The 20317-nt window shown below is 63.8% G+C and carries 18 protein-coding genes and 1 tRNA gene; 9 read left to right on the top strand and 10 right to left on the bottom strand.

The window, feature by feature from the left end:
- Positions 1-39: 39 nt before the first annotated feature.
- The 4 genes from J2X11_RS12085 to J2X11_RS12070 are packed head-to-tail and all read right to left on the bottom strand — an operon-like array spanning position 40 to position 4007.
- Positions 40-1551, bottom strand: a complete 1512-nt coding sequence (locus tag J2X11_RS12085) for a phytoene desaturase family protein (RefSeq protein ID WP_309971339.1) — start codon at positions 1549-1551, stop codon at positions 40-42.
- Entirely contained in the window at positions 1541-2215 is a 675-nt protein-coding gene (locus tag J2X11_RS12080) for a DNA alkylation repair protein (RefSeq protein ID WP_309971336.1), read from the bottom strand. The genes J2X11_RS12085 and J2X11_RS12080 overlap by 11 nt, the downstream gene beginning before the upstream one ends.
- A gap of 2 nt (positions 2216-2217) precedes the next feature.
- Complete coding sequence (locus J2X11_RS12075) at positions 2218-3030, bottom strand: ABC transporter permease (RefSeq protein ID WP_309971333.1); 813 nt, start codon at positions 3028-3030, stop codon at positions 2218-2220.
- Positions 3027-4007, bottom strand: coding sequence for an ATP-binding cassette domain-containing protein (locus tag J2X11_RS12070; protein WP_309971329.1), 981 nt, complete (start codon positions 4005-4007; stop codon positions 3027-3029). Before J2X11_RS12070 ends, J2X11_RS12075 begins: the two co-directional genes overlap by 4 nt.
- A gap of 115 nt (positions 4008-4122) precedes the next feature.
- On the opposite strand from J2X11_RS12070, the gene J2X11_RS12065 reads away from it, so the two are divergent.
- The 4 genes from J2X11_RS12065 to J2X11_RS12050 all read left to right on the top strand — a co-directional run bounded on the left by J2X11_RS12065 (position 4123) and on the right by J2X11_RS12050 (position 9277).
- Entirely contained in the window at positions 4123-5103 is a 981-nt protein-coding gene (locus J2X11_RS12065) for a pirin family protein (protein ID WP_309971325.1), read from the top strand.
- A gap of 13 nt (positions 5104-5116) precedes the next feature.
- Positions 5117-6634 (top strand): glycerol kinase GlpK, encoded by a 1518-nt coding sequence (glpK, locus tag J2X11_RS12060; RefSeq protein ID WP_309971322.1) that lies wholly within the window; start codon positions 5117-5119, stop codon positions 6632-6634.
- A gap of 148 nt (positions 6635-6782) precedes the next feature.
- Positions 6783-8528 (top strand): glycerol-3-phosphate dehydrogenase/oxidase, encoded by a 1746-nt coding sequence (locus J2X11_RS12055; protein WP_309971319.1) that lies wholly within the window; start codon positions 6783-6785, stop codon positions 8526-8528.
- Positions 8528-9277: a DUF4097 family beta strand repeat-containing protein gene (locus J2X11_RS12050; protein WP_309971316.1), complete on the top strand. Its 750-nt coding sequence runs from the start codon at positions 8528-8530 to the stop codon at positions 9275-9277. The genes J2X11_RS12055 and J2X11_RS12050 overlap by 1 nt, the downstream gene beginning before the upstream one ends.
- A 2-nt stretch (positions 9278-9279) precedes the next feature.
- On the opposite strand, the gene J2X11_RS12045 is transcribed toward J2X11_RS12050, so the two are convergent.
- The 3 genes from J2X11_RS12045 to orn all read right to left on the bottom strand — a co-directional run bounded on the left by J2X11_RS12045 (position 9280) and on the right by orn (position 11839).
- Complete coding sequence (locus tag J2X11_RS12045; RefSeq protein WP_309971313.1) at positions 9280-10827, bottom strand: peptidoglycan-binding protein; 1548 nt, start codon at positions 10825-10827, stop codon at positions 9280-9282.
- A gap of 263 nt (positions 10828-11090) precedes the next feature.
- Positions 11091-11166: transfer RNA gene (locus tag J2X11_RS12040), tRNA-His, on the bottom strand.
- A 61-nt stretch (positions 11167-11227) separates the two neighbouring features.
- Entirely contained in the window at positions 11228-11839 is a 612-nt protein-coding gene (gene orn, locus J2X11_RS12035; protein ID WP_309971310.1) for an oligoribonuclease, read from the bottom strand.
- A gap of 133 nt (positions 11840-11972) precedes the next feature.
- Between orn and J2X11_RS12030 the strand changes: the two genes are divergently transcribed.
- Positions 11973-12734, top strand: a complete 762-nt coding sequence (locus tag J2X11_RS12030) for a DsbA family protein (RefSeq protein ID WP_309971306.1) — start codon at positions 11973-11975, stop codon at positions 12732-12734.
- A gap of 187 nt (positions 12735-12921) precedes the next feature.
- The gene (locus J2X11_RS12025; protein ID WP_056208020.1) at positions 12922-13125 is read left to right on the top strand and encodes a cold-shock protein; all 204 of its coding nucleotides are present in this window, start codon (positions 12922-12924) and stop codon (positions 13123-13125) included.
- A 65-nt stretch (positions 13126-13190) separates the two neighbouring features.
- Here the strand turns inward: J2X11_RS12025 and J2X11_RS12020 are convergent, their stop codons facing one another.
- Genes J2X11_RS12020 through J2X11_RS12010 form a run of 3 tightly spaced genes read right to left on the bottom strand, consistent with a single transcriptional unit; the run spans position 13191 to position 15865 of the window.
- Positions 13191-14048 (bottom strand): NUDIX hydrolase, encoded by an 858-nt coding sequence (locus J2X11_RS12020; RefSeq protein ID WP_309971293.1) that lies wholly within the window; start codon positions 14046-14048, stop codon positions 13191-13193.
- Between the two features lie 29 nt (positions 14049-14077).
- Entirely contained in the window at positions 14078-15610 is a 1533-nt protein-coding gene (locus tag J2X11_RS12015; RefSeq protein WP_309971290.1) for an alpha/beta hydrolase, read from the bottom strand.
- 45 nt (positions 15611-15655) lie between these two features.
- Positions 15656-15865 (bottom strand): DUF6458 family protein, encoded by a 210-nt coding sequence (locus J2X11_RS12010; protein WP_309971288.1) that lies wholly within the window; start codon positions 15863-15865, stop codon positions 15656-15658.
- 66 nt (positions 15866-15931) lie between these two features.
- Here J2X11_RS12010 and J2X11_RS12005 point away from each other — a divergent pair, with 66 nt between their 5' ends.
- The 3 genes from J2X11_RS12005 (at position 15932) to J2X11_RS11995 (ending at position 20271) form a co-directional block, all read left to right on the top strand.
- Positions 15932-16762: an enoyl-CoA hydratase/isomerase family protein gene (locus tag J2X11_RS12005; RefSeq protein ID WP_463675074.1), complete on the top strand. Its 831-nt coding sequence runs from the start codon at positions 15932-15934 to the stop codon at positions 16760-16762.
- A 112-nt stretch (positions 16763-16874) separates the two neighbouring features.
- Positions 16875-19112 carry a coiled-coil domain-containing protein gene (locus tag J2X11_RS12000; protein WP_309971284.1) on the top strand — a complete coding sequence of 746 codons (2238 nt, stop codon included), beginning with the start codon at positions 16875-16877 and terminating at the stop codon, positions 19110-19112.
- Between the two features lie 334 nt (positions 19113-19446).
- A complete protein-coding gene (locus J2X11_RS11995) occupies positions 19447-20271 on the top strand; it encodes a hypothetical protein (RefSeq protein WP_309971282.1) in 825 nt (274 codons plus the stop codon).
- Positions 20272-20317 lie beyond the last annotated feature (46 nt).

Raw genomic sequence — 20317 nt, 5'->3', positions numbered from 1 at the left:
CAGCCGGTCCGGTCCCTTCCATAATCGGCTGGTCGAGGTCTAGGCCTCGAGGATTGCGTGCGCAGCATTGTGGCCGCCGATGCCGCTGACCGCACCGCCGCGACGTGCTCCGCTGCCGCACAAAAGCACCCTCGGATGCGCGGTCGCAACGCCCCAACGCTCTGCGGAATTGCGAGGTTTTTCACCTTCTTCGAGCCATGGCCAGGCCAGATCGCCATGGAAGATGTGGCCGCCGGGCATACCCAGCGCATCTTCGATCTGAGCGGGGGTCTTGTGCTCGACGCCCAGGATGAGTGGCTCGATCGGCTCGGCGAGGTGCTCGTTGATCGCCGCAAGGAACTGTTCGTACACACGCGTCGCCGCAGCTTCGTCCGGGAGTACCTCATAGGGAGTGTGAAGCCCGAAGTACGTCAGCGTCTGCGCATCCGAGCCCGCCAGGTCGGCGCCGAGGATCGAGCGATCGGTGAGGGTGTGGCAATACAGCTCACCAGCCGCAGCCTTTGGAAGCTGGCCTGCTGCGGCTGTCTTCCACGCCGCCTCCAGCTCAGTCATCGACTCGCCGAGGTGGAATGTGCCGGCGAATGCGATCGCCGGATCGATGCCTGACTTGAGCGCAGGGAGCCGTGACACCAGCAAGTTGATCTTGAACTGTGAGCCCGAGGGTTTGGTCGGGAGCTGGTCACCAAGTAGGCGCGCCAGTACGTACGGGGCGACACCGCTGAGCAGCCACTGGGCATCGATGACGAATCCGTCGCCGGTGACCGTGGCACCGTCGGGGTCACCGGCGATGCCGTCGACCTCACAGTTGGTACGGATGCTCACCCCGGCTTCGCGGGCGACTCGCTCGAGCTCGGCGGTCACGGCACCCATGCCGCCGACGGGCACCCGCCACTCGCCGGTGCCGTTGCCGATCAGGTGATAGAGGAAGCAGCGGTTCTGGATCAGAGTGCTGTCGTGTAGCGAGGCGAACGTGCCGATCAATGCGTCGGTGGCGACTACCCCGCGAACGAGATCGTTGGCGAATCGGCGCTCGACTGCTGTGCCGAGTGGTTCTTCGATCAGATCGGTCCAGATGGCCATCTCGACCTGGTCGCGCAGGTCTCCGACATGGGGGAGAGGTGACAGCAACGTGGGAGAGACTGCCGCAGCCACCGTGGCGACCTCGTCGTAGAACGACTTCCAGTGCGCGTATTCATCGTCGGAGCCAGTCAACGCACGGAATGACTCACGCGTGGCTTCGCCCTCTGCGGTCTCGATCAGTAGCCCACCACCGTCGTACGGCGTGTAGGAAGCCGTGTCGCGTGAACGCAGCTCAAGCTGGAGGCCGAGGTCCGCGATGACCTGCTCAGGCATCAGGCTGACGAGGTAGGAGTAGCGCGAGAGTCGAGCATCCAGGCCTTCGAAGACTGGCGCGCTGATCGCGGCGCCGCCGACATGTCCGAGCCGCTCGAGGATGACCACCGACTTGCCGGCACGCGCCAGGTAGGTCGCAGCGACGAGGGCGTTGTGGCCGCCACCGACGATCACGACGTCGGTGCGTTCATCCGACATGCTTCAAGGCCTCTCGTTTCGACAATCCGCTCAACTGATCTTCTCGCTCGGACACGAAGGTGCGCACCCAGTCAGCATCGACCTTCGCGTACTCACGCAGTGCCCATCCGATCGCCTTACGGATGAAGAACTCAGTGTCGCCCATGTTGGGCTCAATGACCTCGGTGAGCAGCTCGGTGTCGACTCGATCGCGCCGACCGAGCTGGCTGATGATCGACAGTCGCCGGAGCCACATGTCGTCAGAGGTGCTCCAACGCCGAACGTCGTGTGCTGTCTCGACGGGATGTACGTCGTGAAGGTCGGCGATGTGGTGAGCGACCTCGTCGACGTGGTCCCACCATGCCCCGGTGACTGCCATGTGTTCGTGGAGCGGAATCAAGGAGAGTCGACCCTTGGCTAGCTTGAGTCTGGTCAGCTCTGCGGCTGCGTAGCGTTCCTCGCGATGGGTCGCGTTGTCCCACAGCTCCAGCACGGTCGCTTCGAGGTCGTCGAGATTGGCAGGTGGCTGTGCCTTGGCAAGCGCACGCGCGATCTTGCGGACGTCAGGCACCCGAACGCCGAGGAATGGCATGGCCGACTTCATGTAGGCCTGCATCCGCGGCGCCCGGGTCGGATCAGCCGCCTCGCGCAATGCGCTGCGGATTGACGAGGCGAGCTGATCCACTGTCAGCGACTGGTCGAGCGACGGTATTGCGCGTTGGCCAGCGGTACGAAGATCAACAACACCGCCGCTGCCCAGATCAACGTGTAGGCCTCCGGATGGACCAACGGCCAAGCCGTCGGATCCGGTGCCAGCGGGTTGGGATCAGGGTTGCCGAACAGGTTGCGCGCAGCCTGCGTCACCGCAGAGACCGGGTTCCACTCGGCGAACACCTTGAGCGGGCCAGGCAGCGTGTCGAGCGGCACGAACGTGTTGGCGATGAACGTCAGCGGGAAGATGATGATGAACGACGCATTGTTGACCACCTCGGGACTTGGCACCAGCAGACCAACCCATGCCATCACCCACGAGATGGCGTAGGCGAAGACCAACAGCAGGATGAACCCCCACGCTGCCTCGAAGAACGACGTACGGATGCGCCATCCGACGATCAGGCCCGTCACGCTCATGACGAACAGCACGATGAGGTTGTTGACGACGTCGGACAACGTACGACCTGCGAGCACCGCCGATGGAGACATCGGTAGGGACCTGAAGCGGTCGATGATGCCCTTCTGAACGTCCTCGGCAAGACCAGCGCCCGTGATCGTCGCTCCGAAGATGACCGTCTGGGCGAAGATGCCTGCGATCAAGAACTCTCGGTAGCCACTGCCGCCGCCTTCTTGGTCGATCGCACCACCGAACACGTACGCGAACAGCAGCACGAACATGATGGGTGAAAGTGTGGTGAAGACCAGCAGGTCAGGGACTCGCTTGATCTTGATCAGGTTGCGCTTGGCGACGACGGCTGCGTCGCCGAGTACGGCGAGGGCGCTCATGCCGAGACCTCCTGGTCGGTCGTTTTGTCTTCTTCGACAGCGCGCCCCGTGAGAGTCAGGAACACGTCGTCGAGAGTTGGGCGGCGGAGGCCTGCGTCGTCGACGCTGATGCCTTCGTCCTCGAGCAACTGCAACGCCTGACGCAGGACGGCAACGCCACCTGTCACCGGCATGAGCAGGCTCTTCTGGCCTTCCGACAGGACTGGAGCTGAGACGCCCAGTGGCGCAAGCAGCTTCGCAACGCGGTCGAGATCTGCGCCTTCGCTGACGGTGACCTCGACTCGTTCGCCGCCGACCTGAGCCTTGAGTTGGTCTGACGTGCCTTGGGCGATGACCTTGCCGTGGTCGATCACGACGATGTCGTCGGCCAGCAGGTCAGCCTCCTCGAGGTATTGGGTCGTCAGCAGCAACGTCGTGCCGCCGGATACGAGTTCCTGGAGCACGGCCCACATCTCAGTACGACTACGTGGATCGAGACCGGTCGTCGGTTCGTCGAGGAACAGGACCGGGGGAGCGGCGACCAAAGCGCCGGCAAGGTCCAGGCGTCGACGCATGCCGCCGGAGTAGGTCTTGGCCGGTCGATCAGCGGCGTCCTCAAGGTTGAACCGCGCGAGCAGCTCGCGAGCGCGGTCTCGGCTCTGATTGCGCCCCAGGTGGTAGAGCCGGCCGATCATGTCGAGATTTTCGAATCCGGTGAGGTACTCGTCGACAGCGGCGTATTGGCCTGACAGTCCGAGATTGCGGCGCACCTCCCTCGGGTTGGTGAGCACGTCGATGCCGGCCACTTCTGCCGTACCGGCATCAGGTCGCAGCAGGGTCGTGAGGATGCGCACGATGGTTGTCTTGCCGGCGCCATTGGGACCGAGGAGGCCCAACACGGATCCGGTGGGCACGGTGATGTCGACGCCGTCGAGCGCGGTCACATCTCCGTACTTCTTGACTAGACCTCGAGCCTGGATCGCAGGTGTTTGAGTCATGTTCGGGAGCCTAGCCAGAGCCCCCGACGAAACGTATTGGCCAAAGGTCGAAAGATATAGTTGAAGATTGAACTAACTGGATGTATGCTGGAACTACCAAGACCGAGGAGTGAATATGCCCGCCGTAACCGTTGCTGACTGGACCGTTCTGCCGCGGGTGATCACCGCTCCGACCCAACTCGAAGACCGTGCGCCGATCAGTGTCACGACGGCGCCGCGCGGGTTTGAGGGCGAAGGTTTCCCGGTCCACCGGGCTTTCGCGGGAGTCGACCCGACCTTGCTCGACCCGTTCATCCACATGGACCAGATGGGCGAGGTTGAGTACGCACCCGGCGAGCCCAAGGGCACTCCGTGGCACCCGCACCGTGGGTTCGAAACAGTCACGTACATGATCGACGGCGTCATGGACCACCAGGACACTCACGGCGGTGGCGGATCGATCACCGACGGCGACACCCAGTGGATGACCGCCGGCAGTGGACTCCTACACATCGAGACCCCGCCCGAGTGGCTCGTCGTCAAGGGTGGCCTGTTCCACGGTCTCCAGCTCTGGGTCAACCTGCCCAAGGCCGACAAGTGGCTGCCTCCGCACTACCAAGACATCAGCCGCGACGATGTCGGCTTGGCATCGACTCCCGACGCCGGAGCGCTGCTTCGGGTCATCGCCGGTGAGGTCGACTCCGTCAAAGGCCCCGGCAGCACTCATACGCCGATGACGATGGTTCACGCGACCGTCCTGCCCGGCGCCGAGATGACCGTGCCGTGGCGCACTGATTTCAATGCGCTCGTCTACGTGCTGAGTGGCAGCGGGTACGTCGGTCGCGACCGTCGTCCGATCTCCTCAGGACAGCTCGCAGTGCTGGGTCATGGCGAGACGATCACCGTCGGCGCCAACCAGCAGCAGGACTCGCGCCACCCAGCGCTGGAGGTCGTCCTGCTCGGTGGCCTTCCGATCCGGGAGCCGATGGCGTTCGCCGGTCCGTTCGTCATGAACACCAAGGCTGAGGTGCTGCAGGCGTTCGAGGACTTCCAAAAGGGCAAGCTCGGCACTATCCCGACTGTCCCGCACGCAGACGTACACGGCGAGATCCTTTAGTTACGCTCTCCGCATGGCGGAGAAGAAGTATGTCGGCGCGATCGACCAAGGCACGACCAGCACGCGCTTCATGATCTTTGACCACGACGGTCACGAGGTCGCCAAGCATCAGCTTGAGCACGAGCAGATCCTGCCGCAGGCTGGTTGGGTGGAGCACGATGCCAGCGAGATCTGGGAGTGCACGCAGGAGGTCATCACCGCTGCGATGAGCAAGGCGGGCATCACGGCCGCCGACCTCGCGGCTGTCGGCGTCACCAACCAGCGGGAGACGACCGTCGTATGGGACAAGCGCACAGGTCAGCCCTACTACAACGCGATCGTCTGGCAGGACACTCGCACCGACAAGATCGCCTCGGCTCTGGATGCCAGCGGCAAGGGCGATTTGATCCGCGACAAGGCGGGCCTGCCTCCCGCGCCCTACTTCTCCGGCGGCAAGATCCAGTGGATTCTCGAGAACGTCGATGGCGTACGCGCTGACGCCGAGGCCGGACATGCACTCTTCAGCAACACCGACGGGTGGCTGCTGTGGTGGCTGACTGGAGGGCCCGACGGCGGCCAGCACATCACCGACGTGACCAACGCCAGCCGCACCATGCTGATGAACCTCGAGACCCTCGATTGGGATGACGAACTGCTTGCGCTGTTCGACGTACCGCGCGCAATGCTCCCTGCGATCAAGTCATCGTCTGAGGTCTACGGGCACACGCTTGAAGATGGCCCGTTCGGTGGCGAAGTGCCGCTCGCTGGTGACCTTGGAGACCAGCATGCAGCTCTCGTTGGTCAGGTGTGTTTCAAGCCAGGCGAGCTCAAGAACACGTACGGCACCGGCAACTTCCTGGTGCTCAACACCGGAACCGAGATCGTGAAGTCGAAGAACGGGCTCATCACGACGGTCGGCTACAAGTTCGGCGACGCTCCTGCTGTCTATGCGCTCGAGGGCTCGATCGCCGTCACGGGTTCTGCGATCCAATGGCTGCGCGATCAGCTCGGGATCATCAAGGCTGCTGCCGAGACCGAGGCATTGGCGGGGAGTGTCGAGGACAACGGCGGTGTCTACTTCGTACCGGCATTCTCCGGATTGTTCGCGCCCTATTGGCGGTCAGACGCCCGCGGCGTCATCGTCGGCCTGTCGCGGTTCAACACAGTCGCGCACATCGCTCGGGCCGCGCTCGAGGCGATTTGCTACCAAAGCAGAGACGTTGTCGACGCGATGGTCGCCGATGCTGACCTCAACCTTCAGACACTTCGAGTCGACGGGGGAGTCACGCAGAACGAGCTCTGCATGCAGATCCAGGCGGACATCCTGGGTGTTGCGGTGAGCCGTCCGGTCGTCGCGGAGACCACGGCGCTGGGTGCGGCGTACGCGGCCGGCCTGGCGGTTGGCTTCTGGGCCAACACGGACGAGCTCGTCGCAAACTGGAACGAGTCCAAGCGTTGGGAGCCCACCTCCACCCAGGAGCAGCGCGACGCCGGCCACGCCCAGTGGAAGAAGGCCGTCGATCGCACCTTGGATTGGGTTGAGATCGACTGAGCGAGCTCTGCGAGCGAACGTCGAGCCAGGTTGAGCGAGCCGCGCCGAAGGCGCCAGGAAGGTCGAAACCTCGTGAGTTGTCTCGATGCGTAGGAGCTCCTAGCGGTCTTCGTTCGCCTCTGCTTGCAGCTACTGATTGACTATCGCCATGCGTTCCGTTGCCCTGTCACCCGCCAATCGCCAAGCAGCGCTCGACGCCATGGCAGCAGAGCCGCTCGACATCCTTGTCGTCGGTGCCGGTGTGGTCGGCGGAGGTGCTGCGCTCGACGCCGCAACCCGCGGACTCTCGGTCGGTCTCGTCGATGCCCGCGACTTTGCCTCCGGTACGTCGAGTCGCTCCAGCAAGTTGGTCCACGGCGGCCTGCGCTACCTCGAAATGCTCGACTTCCGGCTCGTTGCCGAAGCGCTCGGTGAGCGAAGCCTGCTACTCGACAAGCTGGCACCGCACCTCGTACACCCGGTTCCGTTCCTCTACCCCCTCACGCGTCGTATCTGGGAGCGCGCGTACGCCGGCTCTGGCGTACTGCTCTATGACTCGATGGCGCTGCTTTCGGGCCGCTCCCGCGGTGTGCCGCACCACCGCCACCTGACTCGTCGTGGCGCGCTGCGGATGATGCCGGGGCTCAAGAAGGAAGCGCTGATCGGCGCACTCCACTACTACGACGGACAGGTCGACGACGCCCGTCACACCATGTTCTTGTCGCGTACGGCCGCCGCATACGGCGCGCACATCGCAAGCCGCACCCGTGTCATCGGGCTGCTGCGCGAAGGTGATCGCGTCACCGGTGCCAAGGTCAAGGACCTGGAGTCGGGCAAGGAGTTCGACATCCTCGCCAAGCAGGTCGTCAACGCGACCGGCGTCTGGACCGACGAGACGCAGTCGTTCGCCGGAGAGCGTGGCCAGTTCCACGTACGCGCCAGCAAGGGCATCCACATCGTTGTTCCCCGCGATCGCATCCGCGGAGACTCCGGACTGATCCTGCGTACCGAGAAGTCTGTTCTCTTCGTCATCCCGTGGGGCCGACTCTGGATCATCGGGACCACCGACACCGACTGGGAGCTGTCGAAGGACCACCCGGCAGCGAGCCGCAGCGACATCGACTACCTCCTCAAGCACGTCAACAAGGTGCTCGTGAGCTCGCTGACGCACGACGACATTGTGGGCGTTTACGCCGGCCTGCGGCCTCTGCTCGCCGGCGAGGACGAGGCCACCAGCAAGTTGTCGCGTGAGCACGCGGTCGGTACCAGCGTGAAGGGCCTTGTCGTGATCGCGGGCGGCAAGTACACGACCTACCGGATCATGGCGAAGGACGCGATCGACGCTGCCGTGCATGGCATGGCGAGCCACCTCGACCGTATGACTCCACCGTGCTGCACCGAGGATGTGCCTCTGCTCGGCGCGGATGGCTTCGAAGCCGTATGGAACCAGCGCCAGATGCTCGCCGCCTCCAGCGGACTCGGGATCGGTCGCATCGAGCACCTGCTGCATCGGTACGGATCGCTCATCACCGAGCTACTGGACCTCATCGCGGAGAAGCCAGACCTTGGCAAGCCGCTGACGGGCGCCGACGACTACCTGCGCGCCGAGATCGTCTACGCCGCGAGTCACGAAGGCGCTCGCCACCTCGACGATGCGATCGCTCGTCGTACGCGCATCTCGATCGAGACCTTCGATCGCGGCACTGAAGTTGCCGTCGAGGTCGCTGGCCTGATGGGTGACGTGCTCGGCTGGACCAAGGCGCAGCGCGACAACGAAGTCGACCACTACCTCAAGCGTGTTGAGGCCGAGCTCGAGAGCCAGACCATGCCCGACGACGAGACCGCCGACGCCGCACGTATGGGCGCCGGAGATGTCGTGCCGATCTCGACGACTCGCGCCAAGGCAGCAGGCTGATGCCCGACGAGATGATCGCGGACTACGACGTCCGCTCGCCGGCATCGCGCACACTTCTCACCGTCTTTGGAACTCTTCTTGCGGTTGGTCTGTTCGCGGCGGCGATCCTTGGCATTTCAGTGGCGATGAAGGACACCAAGACGTCCACCAGCCTGATCGAGATGGGCGACTCGGTTCAGATCGTCGTCAATGCGACAACGGCTGATATCCGGGTCGTTGAGGGCGCTGACGACGTCGTGAAGGTGACCGCGAAGGTCACCAGCGGACTACGCAAGACGGACTTCCTCATTGGTCGCAAGGGCGACGAGATCAAGGTCATCTCCGGTTGTACTACCTGGTTGTCACCTGGCTGCGGCGTCTCGCTGACGCTGTCTGTACCCAAAAACATCCCCATCGTCGTCAACACCACGTCCGGTGATGTCACGGCTGACTCTCTGGTGCAGGGCGTCCTGACCGTCTCGACGACCAGCGGCGACATCAAGGTCGGCGGCCTCACGGTCGACGAGTTCTCGGCTGAGTCCAACTCCGGCGACGTCGATGCGTCGTTCGCGACACAGCCCTTCGCGTTCAAGGCACTCACGAAGTCGGGCGACATCCTGGCTTCGGTGCCGTCGGGCGACCGTACGTACGCCGTCATGGTCGAGTCGAAGTCGGGCGATGTGAAGTCTGCGATCGACTCGGACGAGGATGGCCAGGGGTTCGTACGAGCGACGTCAGACAGCGGCGACATCGACCTACGTACGGGCTGACGTCAGTCTGGCAGTGTGACCGAGAACAGGATCGGCACGTGGTCTGACGGTCGGACCGGTGGGAACGTTCCAGTCGCGTCATAACCGAGCGCCACGTCGTACGCGTTCACGACCATGCCTTTGGAGCAGTAGCCGTGGTCGATGATCCATTCGGCACTCTTGCGCGCTGAGTCCTTCCTGATGTTGGTGTGCGTCGAGAACTTCGTGCTGTCGGACTTGGTCTTGGCCACTTTTCGCATGTTGACCAGTCCGGCGTTGATGAACGCCCTGAGGTCGTCTGACCTGTTCATGTCACCACCGACCAGGATCGGGCAGTTGTCGTGAAGTGCCGCGACCCGCTCGAGCTCCGTCATGGCGATCGCTGCCTGTGCCGAACGTCCAGCACCCCACTGTTTGCCGTTCACCAGGTGGGTGTTGCCGAACACGAACTTGGTGCCGCTGGCGATGTCCTCGAACACTGCCAGCGTCAGGTGCCGTCCGGGAACGGCTTTGCCGCCGACCCTGGCGGCGAGGATCTTGTCGGGCAACTTCTCCACGAGACGCGTGGTCTTCTTCTCGAAGAACAGGTAGTTCTCGTTGAAGGCGGTCGTCGGCACCACCATGGAGTAGTCAGACCCGAGCGCTGAGTCGATCTTCTTCGCGAACGCCGAACCAGTGTTGGTCGTCGAGTTTTTGCCGGGCCCGATGAGCTCGTTCATGCCGAACACCGACGGAGCACCGGTCTTGACCAGCGCGGCGCCAGCGATGGCTCGTTCAGAGTCGCGCTTGAGCTTGTCCGGGCCGGGGATGTTGTACCAAAGCGGACGCAGAATCATCGTCCCCTTGCCAGCCTTCGCGGTCTTCGCTGCAACAGGCGCAGCGGGTTTAGCGGGTTCCGCCGGTTGGGGTTCACCAGCCAGTCGTACGAGGGTCTGGCTCCCTGGGAACCCGTCAGCGTTCTTGCCCGACCAACCCTGCGCCTTCTGGAAGTCCGTGACATTCGCCTTGTCGGTCTTGCCGAAGATCGGACCAGGGCCCTTCGAATAGTGCGCACCGAATCCGTGCGCGACCAGACGCTCGCCGAGCCACGTGACGTGCGCGCCAGTGGCACCCATGAAATAGGCAGCCGGATCCATTCGGTCGCCCGACTCGGCACCGATCGCAGGCCAGGGATCGACGTGATCGGACCAGAACGAGGATCGGTTGACCTGGAAGTGGACGTGAGCACCTGTGGAGTTGCCAGCACCCCATAGCCCGGGGACTCCGCCAGACAGTCCGAGCTGTTTGCCGATCTTCACGACCTGTCCGGTCTTGACGTCGAGGCGCGACAAGTGCGCGACCTGGACGTAGCGGATCTTGCCGTGAACGGAGCCTTGGATGATCACGTGCGCGCCGTAGGCCGGACCCCAGCCGCCGCCGACACCGGCGTACCAAACTGTTCCGCTGATGGCCGCCGTGACCTTCGTGCCCTGGATGCAGCCGAAGTCGACGCCTTTGTGCGGCTTGCCGGTGCGGTAGAGCCGCTTGTATGCGAACGAAACCGGAGTTCCCGGTGGGACGGGCTTGGCCACGATGCGTCCTCCGATTCGCCAGACGGATGTCGTCGGGAGGGATATTTCAGAGTAGGCGTCGATCGGCCGCCTGAAAAGGCAGATGGCCCAAGATCGCAGGGATCTTGGGCCATCTGAAACGGGGTGGACGACGGGACTTGATCCCCCAAGCACTCCGCTTCGCTCCGTGCAGGGGGTGCCCCCACCGCTCGCGCGGGTTCTGCGCCCCGTCGTCCATGAATGACGAAACGCGGTCCTCGCTGGCGCGAGTACCGCGTTTCGTATGGGGTGGACGACGGGACTTGAACCCGCGGCCACCGGCACCACAAGCCGGTGCTCTACCAACTGAGCTACGCCCACCACGCGTGCCGAGCATGCGCCCGACACGGCGTCAGGAAGTCTAACGCAGGTCAGACGCTCGCTATGACGGGCCCGTCACTGATCCGGCGACCTGGTCCGCGATCGCCTTGGCGGCGTCGGTCTCGGGGCCGGGCTGGGGGACGAACACAGCGGCTCGGTAGTACTTGAGCTCTTCGATGCTCTCCTGGATGTCGACCAGCGCACGGTGGTGTCCGCGCTTGGGTGGCGAGGCGAAATAAGCCCGCGGGTACCACTGGCGCGTGAGCTCCTTGATCGACGAGACGTCGACGACGCGGTAGTGCATCCAAGTCTCGAGCTCGGTCATGTCGCGAGCGAGGAACATACGGTCGGTGCCGATCGTGTTGCCGGCGAGCGGGGCCTTGCGAGGCTCCTTGACGTGCTGGCGGATGTAGTCGAGCACCTGCTCCTCGGCGTCGCGCAAGCTGAGCCCATCGTCGAGTTCGGTGAGGAGTCCAGAGTTGGTGTGCATGTTGCGTACGAAGTCGTCCATCTGATCGAGCGCCTCGGCCGGAGGCTTGATGATCAGGTCGACACCGGCTCCCAAGACGTTGAGCTCGTAGTCGGTGACGAGGGCAGCAACTTCGACCAACGCATCGGTCTCAAGGCTCAGCCCGGTCATCTCGCAGTCGATCCACACCAGCTTGTCATTCACGTCGTGCACCTTACTTGCCCGCGCAGACGCCGCACTCCGAGCACAGCGCTTCGGGCGGCCGGATAAGGTCTGGTGGAACCTTCTACGAACCCCTTGCGTTGGTCATCGTGACCGCCGGACCCAGGAGACATACGTGGCAAACGAACGTCAAGAGCGCGCCGCCCGTGCCGAGCAGATGCGCAAGGAGCGGGAGAAGGCCGACCGCAAGCAGCGCAACCTGATCTCCATCGCGATTGTCACGGTGGTCATCGCGCTCATCGCTGTCGGCGGTTACGCCGTCAAGAGTGCCAACGACAAGAACAAGACCAACACTGAGCTCATTGCCCCTAAGAACGTCAACGCCGACTACGGATTCGTTTACGACGCAGAGGCAGCTGGCGGAGAAGCTGGCAAGAACCCGGTCAAGGTCATCCTGACCGAGGACTTCCAGTGCCCTGCCTGCCTGTCGTTTGAGCAGCAGAGCAGCGTCTTCCTCAACGATCTGGTCAAGAAGGGCGAGATCACGATCGAGTACCGCCCGATCAGCTTCCTCGACGGAAGTAGTGCCAATGAATACTCCAGTCGTGCGCTCAACGCAGCACTCTGCGTCCTCGACAAGGGCGGTATCGAGAAGTACAAGATCATGCACGATCTGCTGTATGCCAACCAGCCTGACGAGGGGACGGCTGGCCCTGACGATGCTGCTCTGATCGAGACGGCCAAGGCCGCGGGAGTCACCGGAATCGACTCCTGCGTCATCTCCAAACGGTTCGGTCCATGGATCGAGGATGCCTACGAGAAGCTCGCCGACGATGGTTTCAAGGGCACGCCCTGGGTCCGCATCGGTGGCAAGGACGTCAAGGCTCCGACGCCCGCAGGACTGCAGCAGGCGATCGACGCGGCCAAGAAGGCCTAGTCGCACGCCTCGCAAGGCGCATTTGTCGGGGAAAACCGGTACACTTGTGAGTAGTTGCACAACGTTGGGCCGTACGAATGAATCTGGTTTCCTTAAAAGGTGTCTTGTTCTCCTCGAAGGTTGAATGTGTGTGGCGAAGTCGCTCGCGAAACGCGTGAGTGACTAGCTCGCTAATAGGAGTAAGAACATGGCAACAGGAACCGTCAAGTGGTTCAACGCTGACAAGGGCTTTGGATTCATCGCCCCCGATGACGGCAGCGAAGACGTATTCGCGCACTTCAGCGCGATCGCCACGAGCGGCTACCGCTCGCTGGACGAGAACCAGAAGGTTGAATTCGACGTCGAGCAGGGCCAGAAGGGCCTGCAGGCGACGAACATTCGTCCCCTCTGATTCACCCACTGATTTAGTTCAGTAAGAAACCCCCCGGAGCTTCGGCTCCGGGGGGTTTCTTCTATCTACGTCTGCAGCGGCGCTTCGCGGTATGGCGCCAAGCCGCCAGCCTCGACGGCATCCAACAACTCAGTTGCGGCAAGCGCGCCATGGGATCGTACGGACTCGGGGTCGCACCACTGCACCGATTTGATCTCGGTGACCTGCAGGTCCATCCCCTCCGTGATCGAGCTGTCGACAACGCCGAGATCGAACAAGAAGATGCACGCGTCATCCCAGCCGCGCCAGGCCGGCAACCAGTTGACCGTGATCAGACCCTGCACCTCGACCGTGATGCCGAGCTCTTCCTGCAGCTCGCGTACAAGCCCGACAGCCGGAGCTTCGCCGACCTCGACGACACCGCCCGGAAGATCCCATTCGTCTTTGTATGTCAGCTCGCACAGCAGTACTCGACCTTGCTCGTCGCGGAGCAGTCCCTGGCTGATGATGCGCTTGGTCGGCAGGCCAGCGTTGAGGATCGAGATGAATCCGTCCCGGCTGAACACGGGTGGATCGTCAACCAGTCGTGCAAGCAGAGCCCGGTCCGGGTCGTCACCGGCGCCACGGGTGATGCCTTCGCGCCGGAGGCCGGAGATCGAGGCAGCTCGGATGTCGTTCTCGCGGTCCACCGGTATGCGTGCCTCGACGCGCGTCCAACCCAGTTCGCCGAAGGCGTGATCGAGGGCAAGACGCAGGGCACGGATGGCGACGCCGAGGTTGTCGGCGCCAACGTTCCATCGGATCGATCCTGCTTTGCGCTCCTCAGGCCGGAGCGCGACGGTGCCAACTCGTTCGCCGTCAATGACGATGGCGAATCCGATGAACTCATCCGAGCCAGTCGTCGGCTCGAGCGACAGGTCGTCGTCGCGCAGGATCGCCGTCATGCGTTCATCCTGCCAGCCGACGTATTGGGTCAGTTGGTGCAGCCGCCGACCTTGGCGATGTCACCGTTGAACCGCTTGGTCTTGCCGTTGCGGTCGGTGATCGCATAGGCCGAGCAGTAGTAGAAGCTCAGAGCCCCATCGAGTTTGAGTGTTGTCGGCTTCCATACGCCGTTGCCAGCCGGCTCGAGGTACTTGAACGACGTGGCCAACAGCGGGTCCGTGCCGGTGGGCTTGGCCTTGACGCTCTCGTGCTTGAGGTAGCGATCAAGCCAACGCTGTACGTACACGCTCGTTAAAGCTTGCCCATAGCGGCTGGCCGGCAGGACCAACGGGATGTCGGTGTACTCGAGGTGGGTCGATGCCCGCGGGACGATCACCATGGAGTCGACCTTCTTGGCGCGCCATGCATCGAAGCCCGTCGCGCGCTCACGCTGAGGGGCAGGGTCACCGGGTGCAGGGACCAGTGACGAGCCGCCTGACAGCGCAGCGGGTGAGACAGTGAACCCGTACTCGGACTGAATACCCAACGCCGGCACCGACGGCGTGACCGGGCCGACATCGGTCAGGCCGCCGCCGACGTCAAGCCCGCCAGCCTGGAGCTTGTCGAGCGCGACAACGGCCGCCACGCGCTTGTCCGTTCCTTGAACCTTGGACACGGCGAACGCACCGAGCGAGTGACCGATGATCGCGAATCGGGTTGTACGGCCCTTGGTCGCGGTGCGCGTGTCGACGCTTCGGTCGAACTGCTTCCACAGCGGGTTGAATGAGTCGACCTTCGCACCTGCCGCACCGATGTTCGCGTACTTCTTCGTCGGTGTGGAGAAGAAGAAGTCCGTCGCGTCCTCGGTGCCCTTGACGAAGTTGGACGACTGTTGGAACGGGAAGCCGGGGCAGCCGGTCATCTCAGTGGGTTCTGGCTCGGAGAGGGGATTGCAGAACGGGAACGTATTGCCGGTCTGGTGGGGGAGCGTCTCGCTGGTGCCTTGGCCCTGTACGTCGTACGCAAGGACGACATAGCCTCGCTCGGCGAGGTCCTCGGCGAGCCACCTGTACATGCCTTGTGAGCCCTGGACCGATCCGGGCGTGAGTACGACACCCGGGAAGGGGCCCTTCAGCGATGCGCCCGTGTACGGATCCTTTGCGCCTGGCTTGGGGCTGAACACGTCACCACGGAGCAGAGCGCCGTACCGGTTCGTGAACGTGACGGGAGTGATGACGCCACGCGTTCCATTCCAACTCGCACGCAGGGGATTGCCCACATTCCAGCCGGGCACCACCATCGCAGCGGTCAACGCTAGACGGGTCGGCGTGGCTGCCTGCGCGAGAAGCTGGGCAACCGCGGTCGCGTTGCTCTCCTTGACGAGCGCTGGCAGATAGGCGGGATTCGCGAGCTGGCCTCCCGGACCTGTGATGCGCCCGTAGGCGTTCGCGATGTTGGTCAGGTCTCGCGCCAAGTACTCAGGGGTGCCCGGCTTGGGAGCTGCAGCGTGGGCGGGAGCCGCTGTGACAACGAGCGCCAGTGAGCACATGGCCGCGGACGCGATGCGGGAGAGCGAAGGCATGTCGGGATCAACGAGCGCTCTGACCCGATGTCACGGCGCCAGAGGTCAGGCTGGCGGAGGAGGATCCCGGCGCTCGACAACAGTTCGCTCACGGTTCTGACCATTGATGATGAGGCTCACGATGAGTCCGAGAGCTCCAGCGCCCATCAGGATGTAGCCGATTTGCACGAGGTCAACTTCGTTGATGTTGTCGCGGACTGCAAACGACAGGATTCCGCCAACTGCGAGAAGGAAGATAGATCCGCCGATGAACATGCATGTGCCTTTCGTAGGGGGCACTTCGAACGTACGCGGGATCCAGCCATCCGCATCTTTTGACAGGTGACCGCCTATGCTCGTCCGCGACGACAGCATCGACCGGAAGGCCTGCTCGTGGGAGAGCTCGTACGACTCGAAGTCAGCGACGGCGTGGGAACGATCCGCCTCGACCGGCCCAAGATGAATGCGCTCAATGCGCAGATGCAGAGCGAGATCATTGACGTATGCGCCGAGGCTGAGAGCCGCGACGACGTTGCCGCAGTTGTTGTGTACGGCGGCGAGCGAGTATTCGCCGCTGGCGCTGACATCAAGGAGATGGCGGACATGTCCCACGAGGACATGAAGAAGCACGCTCATCTCCTCCAGGACTTCACCAAATCACTTGGAGCCATCAACAAGCCGACCATCTCGGCGATCACCGGGTTTGCTCTGGGTGGGGGCTGCGAGGTCGCATTGTCGACAGACCTTCGATTTGCCGCCGACAATGCCAAACTCGGCCAGCCCGAGATCCTGCTCGGAATCATCCCCGGCGCCGGCGGTACGCAGCGTCTCGCGCGCCTGGTTGGTCCGGCGAAGGCCAAGGACCTGATCTTCACGGGACGGTTCATCGACGCCCAGGAGGCTCTCGCCATCGGGCTCGTCGACCAGGTCCACCCCGCAGAAGAGGTCTATGACAAGGCTGTCGAGTGGGCGAAGCAGTTCGTCGGTGGACCGAAGGTGGCGTTGGGTGCCGCGAAGCGGGCCATCGACCAGGGCCTCGACGTGTCGCTGGAGGATGGAATTGCAGTTGAACGCGACGAGTTTGCGGCGCTGTTTGCGACTGATGACCAAAAGGCGGGCATGATCTCGTTCATGGAGAACGGGCCCGGCAAAGCCACATTCAGCGGCCGCTGACTCATCGGATTTCGACGTGCGGGATCGCATGTTGGGGCACGTGACAGGCGGGGCGCATGGGGCATACTGAGGATCGACGTAAAGACGCGTGGCGCTACAACGAGAGGGAGTCATGACTGACTCAGAAGACAACCAGCCGGTCGAGCGCAAGCGGGCCGACCCGTTGCAGGTTGCCGCCGACATGCTGGCGCAGGAGGAGACGACCAACGATCGGGCGACCTCTAGCCCGCGCCGCGCGCCGGAAAGTCACTCCCATGCACGCGTCGAGGATGAGTCCGATTCGCCGAGGGCTCGCCGTGCTGCGGCCCGTGCCGCACGCCAGGAGGCGCTGGACAAGCGCCGCGAGGAGCGCGCCGCTGCCAAGGAGCTCGCGGCATCGCGACGTCGCGGTGGCGATGAGCAGGAGAGCACCAAGTCCCTTGCGGAGAAGCTCGACGAAGCGCGCGAGGCTGTATCGACACCGCCTGACCGCGAAGATTTTGGCACCGAAGAACCGCCTCAGCCGATCAGTTGGGGCAACACTCCCACCGCCGCTGACTTCTCAGACGAGCCCGAGCCCGAGCGCGAGCCGGAGCCGACACCTGAGCCGGTGCTGGAGTCTGCGCTCGCCGTTGCAGGACTTGCAGGCGAAGAGCCCGACCCCGAGACCAGCACGAACGACACTGAGTCGGAGCCCGAAGCTGACGACGTTCCTGACGTACCGCAGCGCGACGAGATGTACGCACCTCCAGTCGAAGCATCGACGTTCGCCGAGAAGCTTGCCGCAGCGAGCGCCGCTGCCCAGCAGCGCGTTGCCGCTGCACGCCAGGAAGCCGCGCGTCTCATGGAAGAGGCCGCGCGCGAGCGTGCTCAGGTCAGCGCCAGGTTGACCGCTGACGAAGCCGCACAGCGCGAAGTCAGCGCTGCCAAGCTGAAGGCTGCCGAACAAGCCGCCGCCGAGCGGGTGTCCGCTGCCCGTCAGGAAGCTGATCGCGTATCAGCCGACATCGAACGAGAGCGCGCTGCTGCTGCCGCCAAGATCACCGAGCTCCAGCAAGCCGCTGACGCTCGAGTCGCTGCTGCACAGGCCGCCGCTGACCGCCAGGCCGAACAGCGGATCAACGAAGCCAAGACTGAAGCCAAGCGTCTTGCCGATGCTGCGGAGGCTGAAGCCCGTACGACAGCCGAACGTCGCATGGCTGAGGCTGAGGTCGAGGCCCAAGAAGCAGCGCAGCGCAGGTTGGCTGATGCAGAGCGCGATGCACAGCGTCGCATCGAAGAGGCCCGAGCCGAAGCCGCAGAGGTTTCGGCGAAGGCCAAGGCAGATCGCGAAGCCGCTCTCGCGCAGCTCGCCCAGGAACGCGAAGAAGCAGACGCGCGTCTCGCTGAGGTGCGTGCCGAGTCCGAGCGGATTGTGCGCGAAGCCGAGCAGACATCAGCGAGCCACGTCTCCGCAGCCAAGGCTGAAGCCGAGAAGTTCGCCCAGGAGTCCGCAGCCGAGCGTGTCGCGATCGCCGTACGTGTGGCCGATGCCGAGCGTGCTGCCGAAGAGAAGCTCATTGCCGCCAAGCTCGAGGCCGATCGCCTCGCAGCCGAGGCCGCACGTCGTCACGAAGAAGCCGCTGCCGAGCTCGCTCGTGAACGTGACGAGGCGAAGGCTCTCGTCGAACGCGCCAACAAGGAAGCTGAGAGGCTCGCTCGCGAGGCTGAAGCCGAGCGTGCCGATGCAGCAGCCAAGTTGGCTGACGCTGAGCGGATGGCAGCCGAGAAGGTCAGGATCGCCGAGGCTGAAGCCGAACTCGTTGCGGCCAATGCGGCAGAGGCCGCACGCGCTGCTGCGGATGCTCGCAAAGAAGCCGAGCGCAAGCTCGCTGCCGATGTTGAGGCAGCGCGACTTGATGCTCAGGAGAAGATCGAGGAAGCCGAGAAGGCCGCCGCCGAACGTGTCGCAGCCGCCCAGGCTGAAGCCAAGCGTCTCTCCGACCGTTCGGTCGAAGATGCCCAGGCCCGCGTCGCGCAGGCCCAGGCTGAGGCTGAGCGAGTCACCGTGCAGTCCAAGCGGGACGCTCAGGAACGACTCTCCCAAGCCGTTGCCGCAGCGCGAGTTGCCGCGGAGGAGAAGCTTCAGGAAGCCGAGCGGACCGCACTCGAGTGGGTCGCAGCAGCCGAGGCTGAAGCAGAGCGCGTAGCGCAGGAACACATCGTGATGGCCAACCATTCGGCCGGCTCCACTCCGTTGACGGAGCCCGAACCGCTGGTGGCCGAGTTCGTGGACGAACAACCATCGGACGATCAACAGCCTGAGGCGGTGAGCGACGAGTCTGAGGCCCTCGCCCCCCCGATCAAAAAAAGAGTCGTCCGACGAAAGTGATTCTCACGACCTCGAGGTAGAAGAGTCAGCCACGCCCCAAAGCGGTGCGCCTGGCCTCAAGACCGCAGCGGCAATTCAGTCGATCTTTGGCAGCAACGAGGTCACTGACGTCGTAGACGCTGGGCCGTCGAAGGAAGAACGCCGTCAGGCGCAGGCTGAAGCCAAGGCATCCGATCGCGCAGCACGTCTGCAGGCAAAGGCCGAGGCCAGGGCAGCTCGCGCTGAGGAGAAGGCCGCCGCCAAGGCAGCCCGTGACGAGGACCGTGCGGCGGCGAGGGCAGCCAAGCTGGCAGCCCGTGAAGCTGCGGCCTCAGGCGACGACGGTGACGAGGAAATGCGGGCACGAGCCAAGGCTGATGAAGCCGAGGCCAAGGCTGTAGCCAAACTCGAACGCGAGGCCGCTATCCAAGCCAAGCGCGAAGCCCGCGACGCCGCTCGAGCCGCACGCAAGCAGCCCACGACCGAACCGGACGTCGACGACAGCGACGGCTCAGAGCGTCCGATTGCTGTGGCGGCCAAGCTGCAGCAGGACCACGAAGACGCAGAGCAGCGCGAGCGTGAGGCGCGCGAGGCCAAGGAACGCTCTGCACAGCTCAAGCGCGAGGCCTCCGAGGCTCGCAAGGCTGCGAAGGCCGAGCTCGCTGCGGCACGCCAGAAGGAGCGCGAGGAGGCTGCTGCCGCCAAGGCTGCAGCAAAGGCCGAGCGCGAGGATGCCAAGGCTGTCAGGGTCGCAGCAACGCCTTCGCAGGGCGCTGACGACGACCACATCGTCGAAGCCCCGCGCGAACCCAAGAAGTCTCTGCTCGAGCGACTCCTGCCCGAACAGGCTGACCGGACGGGCGACGACGAGGACGCACCGTCCAACTTCGTGCCAACCCTCGCGGTTGTGCTCGGAGCCCTCGGATTCGTGTTCTCAGTGATCCTTGCGATCGGCGCGTTCATGGTGGCGCTCAATCCGCAGGATGAAGGCGGGCTGTTCAAACTCGTCTCCAACATCTGTGATGCGCTCGTCGGTCCGCTTGGAGGCCTGTTCTCGTTCTCAGGAGTCAACGGCGAAAGCAAGGAATCACTCGTGGCCTGGGGACTTGGAGCGCTCGGATATCTCGTTCTCGGTCTGTTCGCGCAGTCGTTCCTGCGTTCGCGTGCCGAGGACGACTGACTCCTGGAGTCGGTCAATTGACGCGTTGCGCGAGCAACGTGGTGTG

This window comes from Aeromicrobium panaciterrae (assembly GCF_031457275.1).
GTDB lineage: Bacteria > Actinomycetota > Actinomycetes > Propionibacteriales > Nocardioidaceae > Aeromicrobium > Aeromicrobium panaciterrae_A.
Note: the sequence above shows the minus strand (reverse complement) of the source record. Positions and strands in the feature narration are given on the sequence as shown.

Excerpts from the sequence above, each read along its gene's own strand:
- J2X11_RS12085 (WP_309971339.1), bottom strand. The coding sequence starts at position 1,551 with ATGTCGGATGAACGCACCGACGTCGTGATCGTCGGTGGCGGCCACAAC.
- J2X11_RS12075 (WP_309971333.1), bottom strand. The coding sequence starts at position 3,030 with ATGAGCGCCCTCGCCGTACTCGGCGACGCAGCCGTCGTCGCCAAGCGC.
- J2X11_RS12070 (WP_309971329.1), bottom strand. The coding sequence starts at position 4,007 with ATGACTCAAACACCTGCGATCCAGGCTCGAGGTCTAGTCAAGAAGTAC.
- J2X11_RS12065 (WP_309971325.1), top strand. The coding sequence starts at position 4,123 with ATGCCCGCCGTAACCGTTGCTGACTGGACCGTTCTGCCGCGGGTGATC.
- glpK (WP_309971322.1), top strand. The coding sequence starts at position 5,117 with ATGGCGGAGAAGAAGTATGTCGGCGCGATCGACCAAGGCACGACCAGC.
- J2X11_RS12055 (WP_309971319.1), top strand. The coding sequence starts at position 6,783 with ATGCGTTCCGTTGCCCTGTCACCCGCCAATCGCCAAGCAGCGCTCGAC.
- J2X11_RS12050 (WP_309971316.1), top strand. The coding sequence starts at position 8,528 with ATGCCCGACGAGATGATCGCGGACTACGACGTCCGCTCGCCGGCATCG.
- J2X11_RS12025 (WP_056208020.1), top strand. The coding sequence starts at position 12,922 with ATGGCAACAGGAACCGTCAAGTGGTTCAACGCTGACAAGGGCTTTGGA.
- J2X11_RS12020 (WP_309971293.1), bottom strand. The coding sequence starts at position 14,048 with ATGACGGCGATCCTGCGCGACGACGACCTGTCGCTCGAGCCGACGACT.
- J2X11_RS12015 (WP_309971290.1), bottom strand. The coding sequence starts at position 15,610 with ATGCCTTCGCTCTCCCGCATCGCGTCCGCGGCCATGTGCTCACTGGCG.
- J2X11_RS12010 (WP_309971288.1), bottom strand. The coding sequence starts at position 15,865 with ATGTTCATCGGCGGATCTATCTTCCTTCTCGCAGTTGGCGGAATCCTG.
- J2X11_RS12000 (WP_309971284.1), top strand. The coding sequence starts at position 16,875 with ATGACTGACTCAGAAGACAACCAGCCGGTCGAGCGCAAGCGGGCCGAC.
- J2X11_RS11995 (WP_309971282.1), top strand. The coding sequence starts at position 19,447 with ATGCGGGCACGAGCCAAGGCTGATGAAGCCGAGGCCAAGGCTGTAGCC.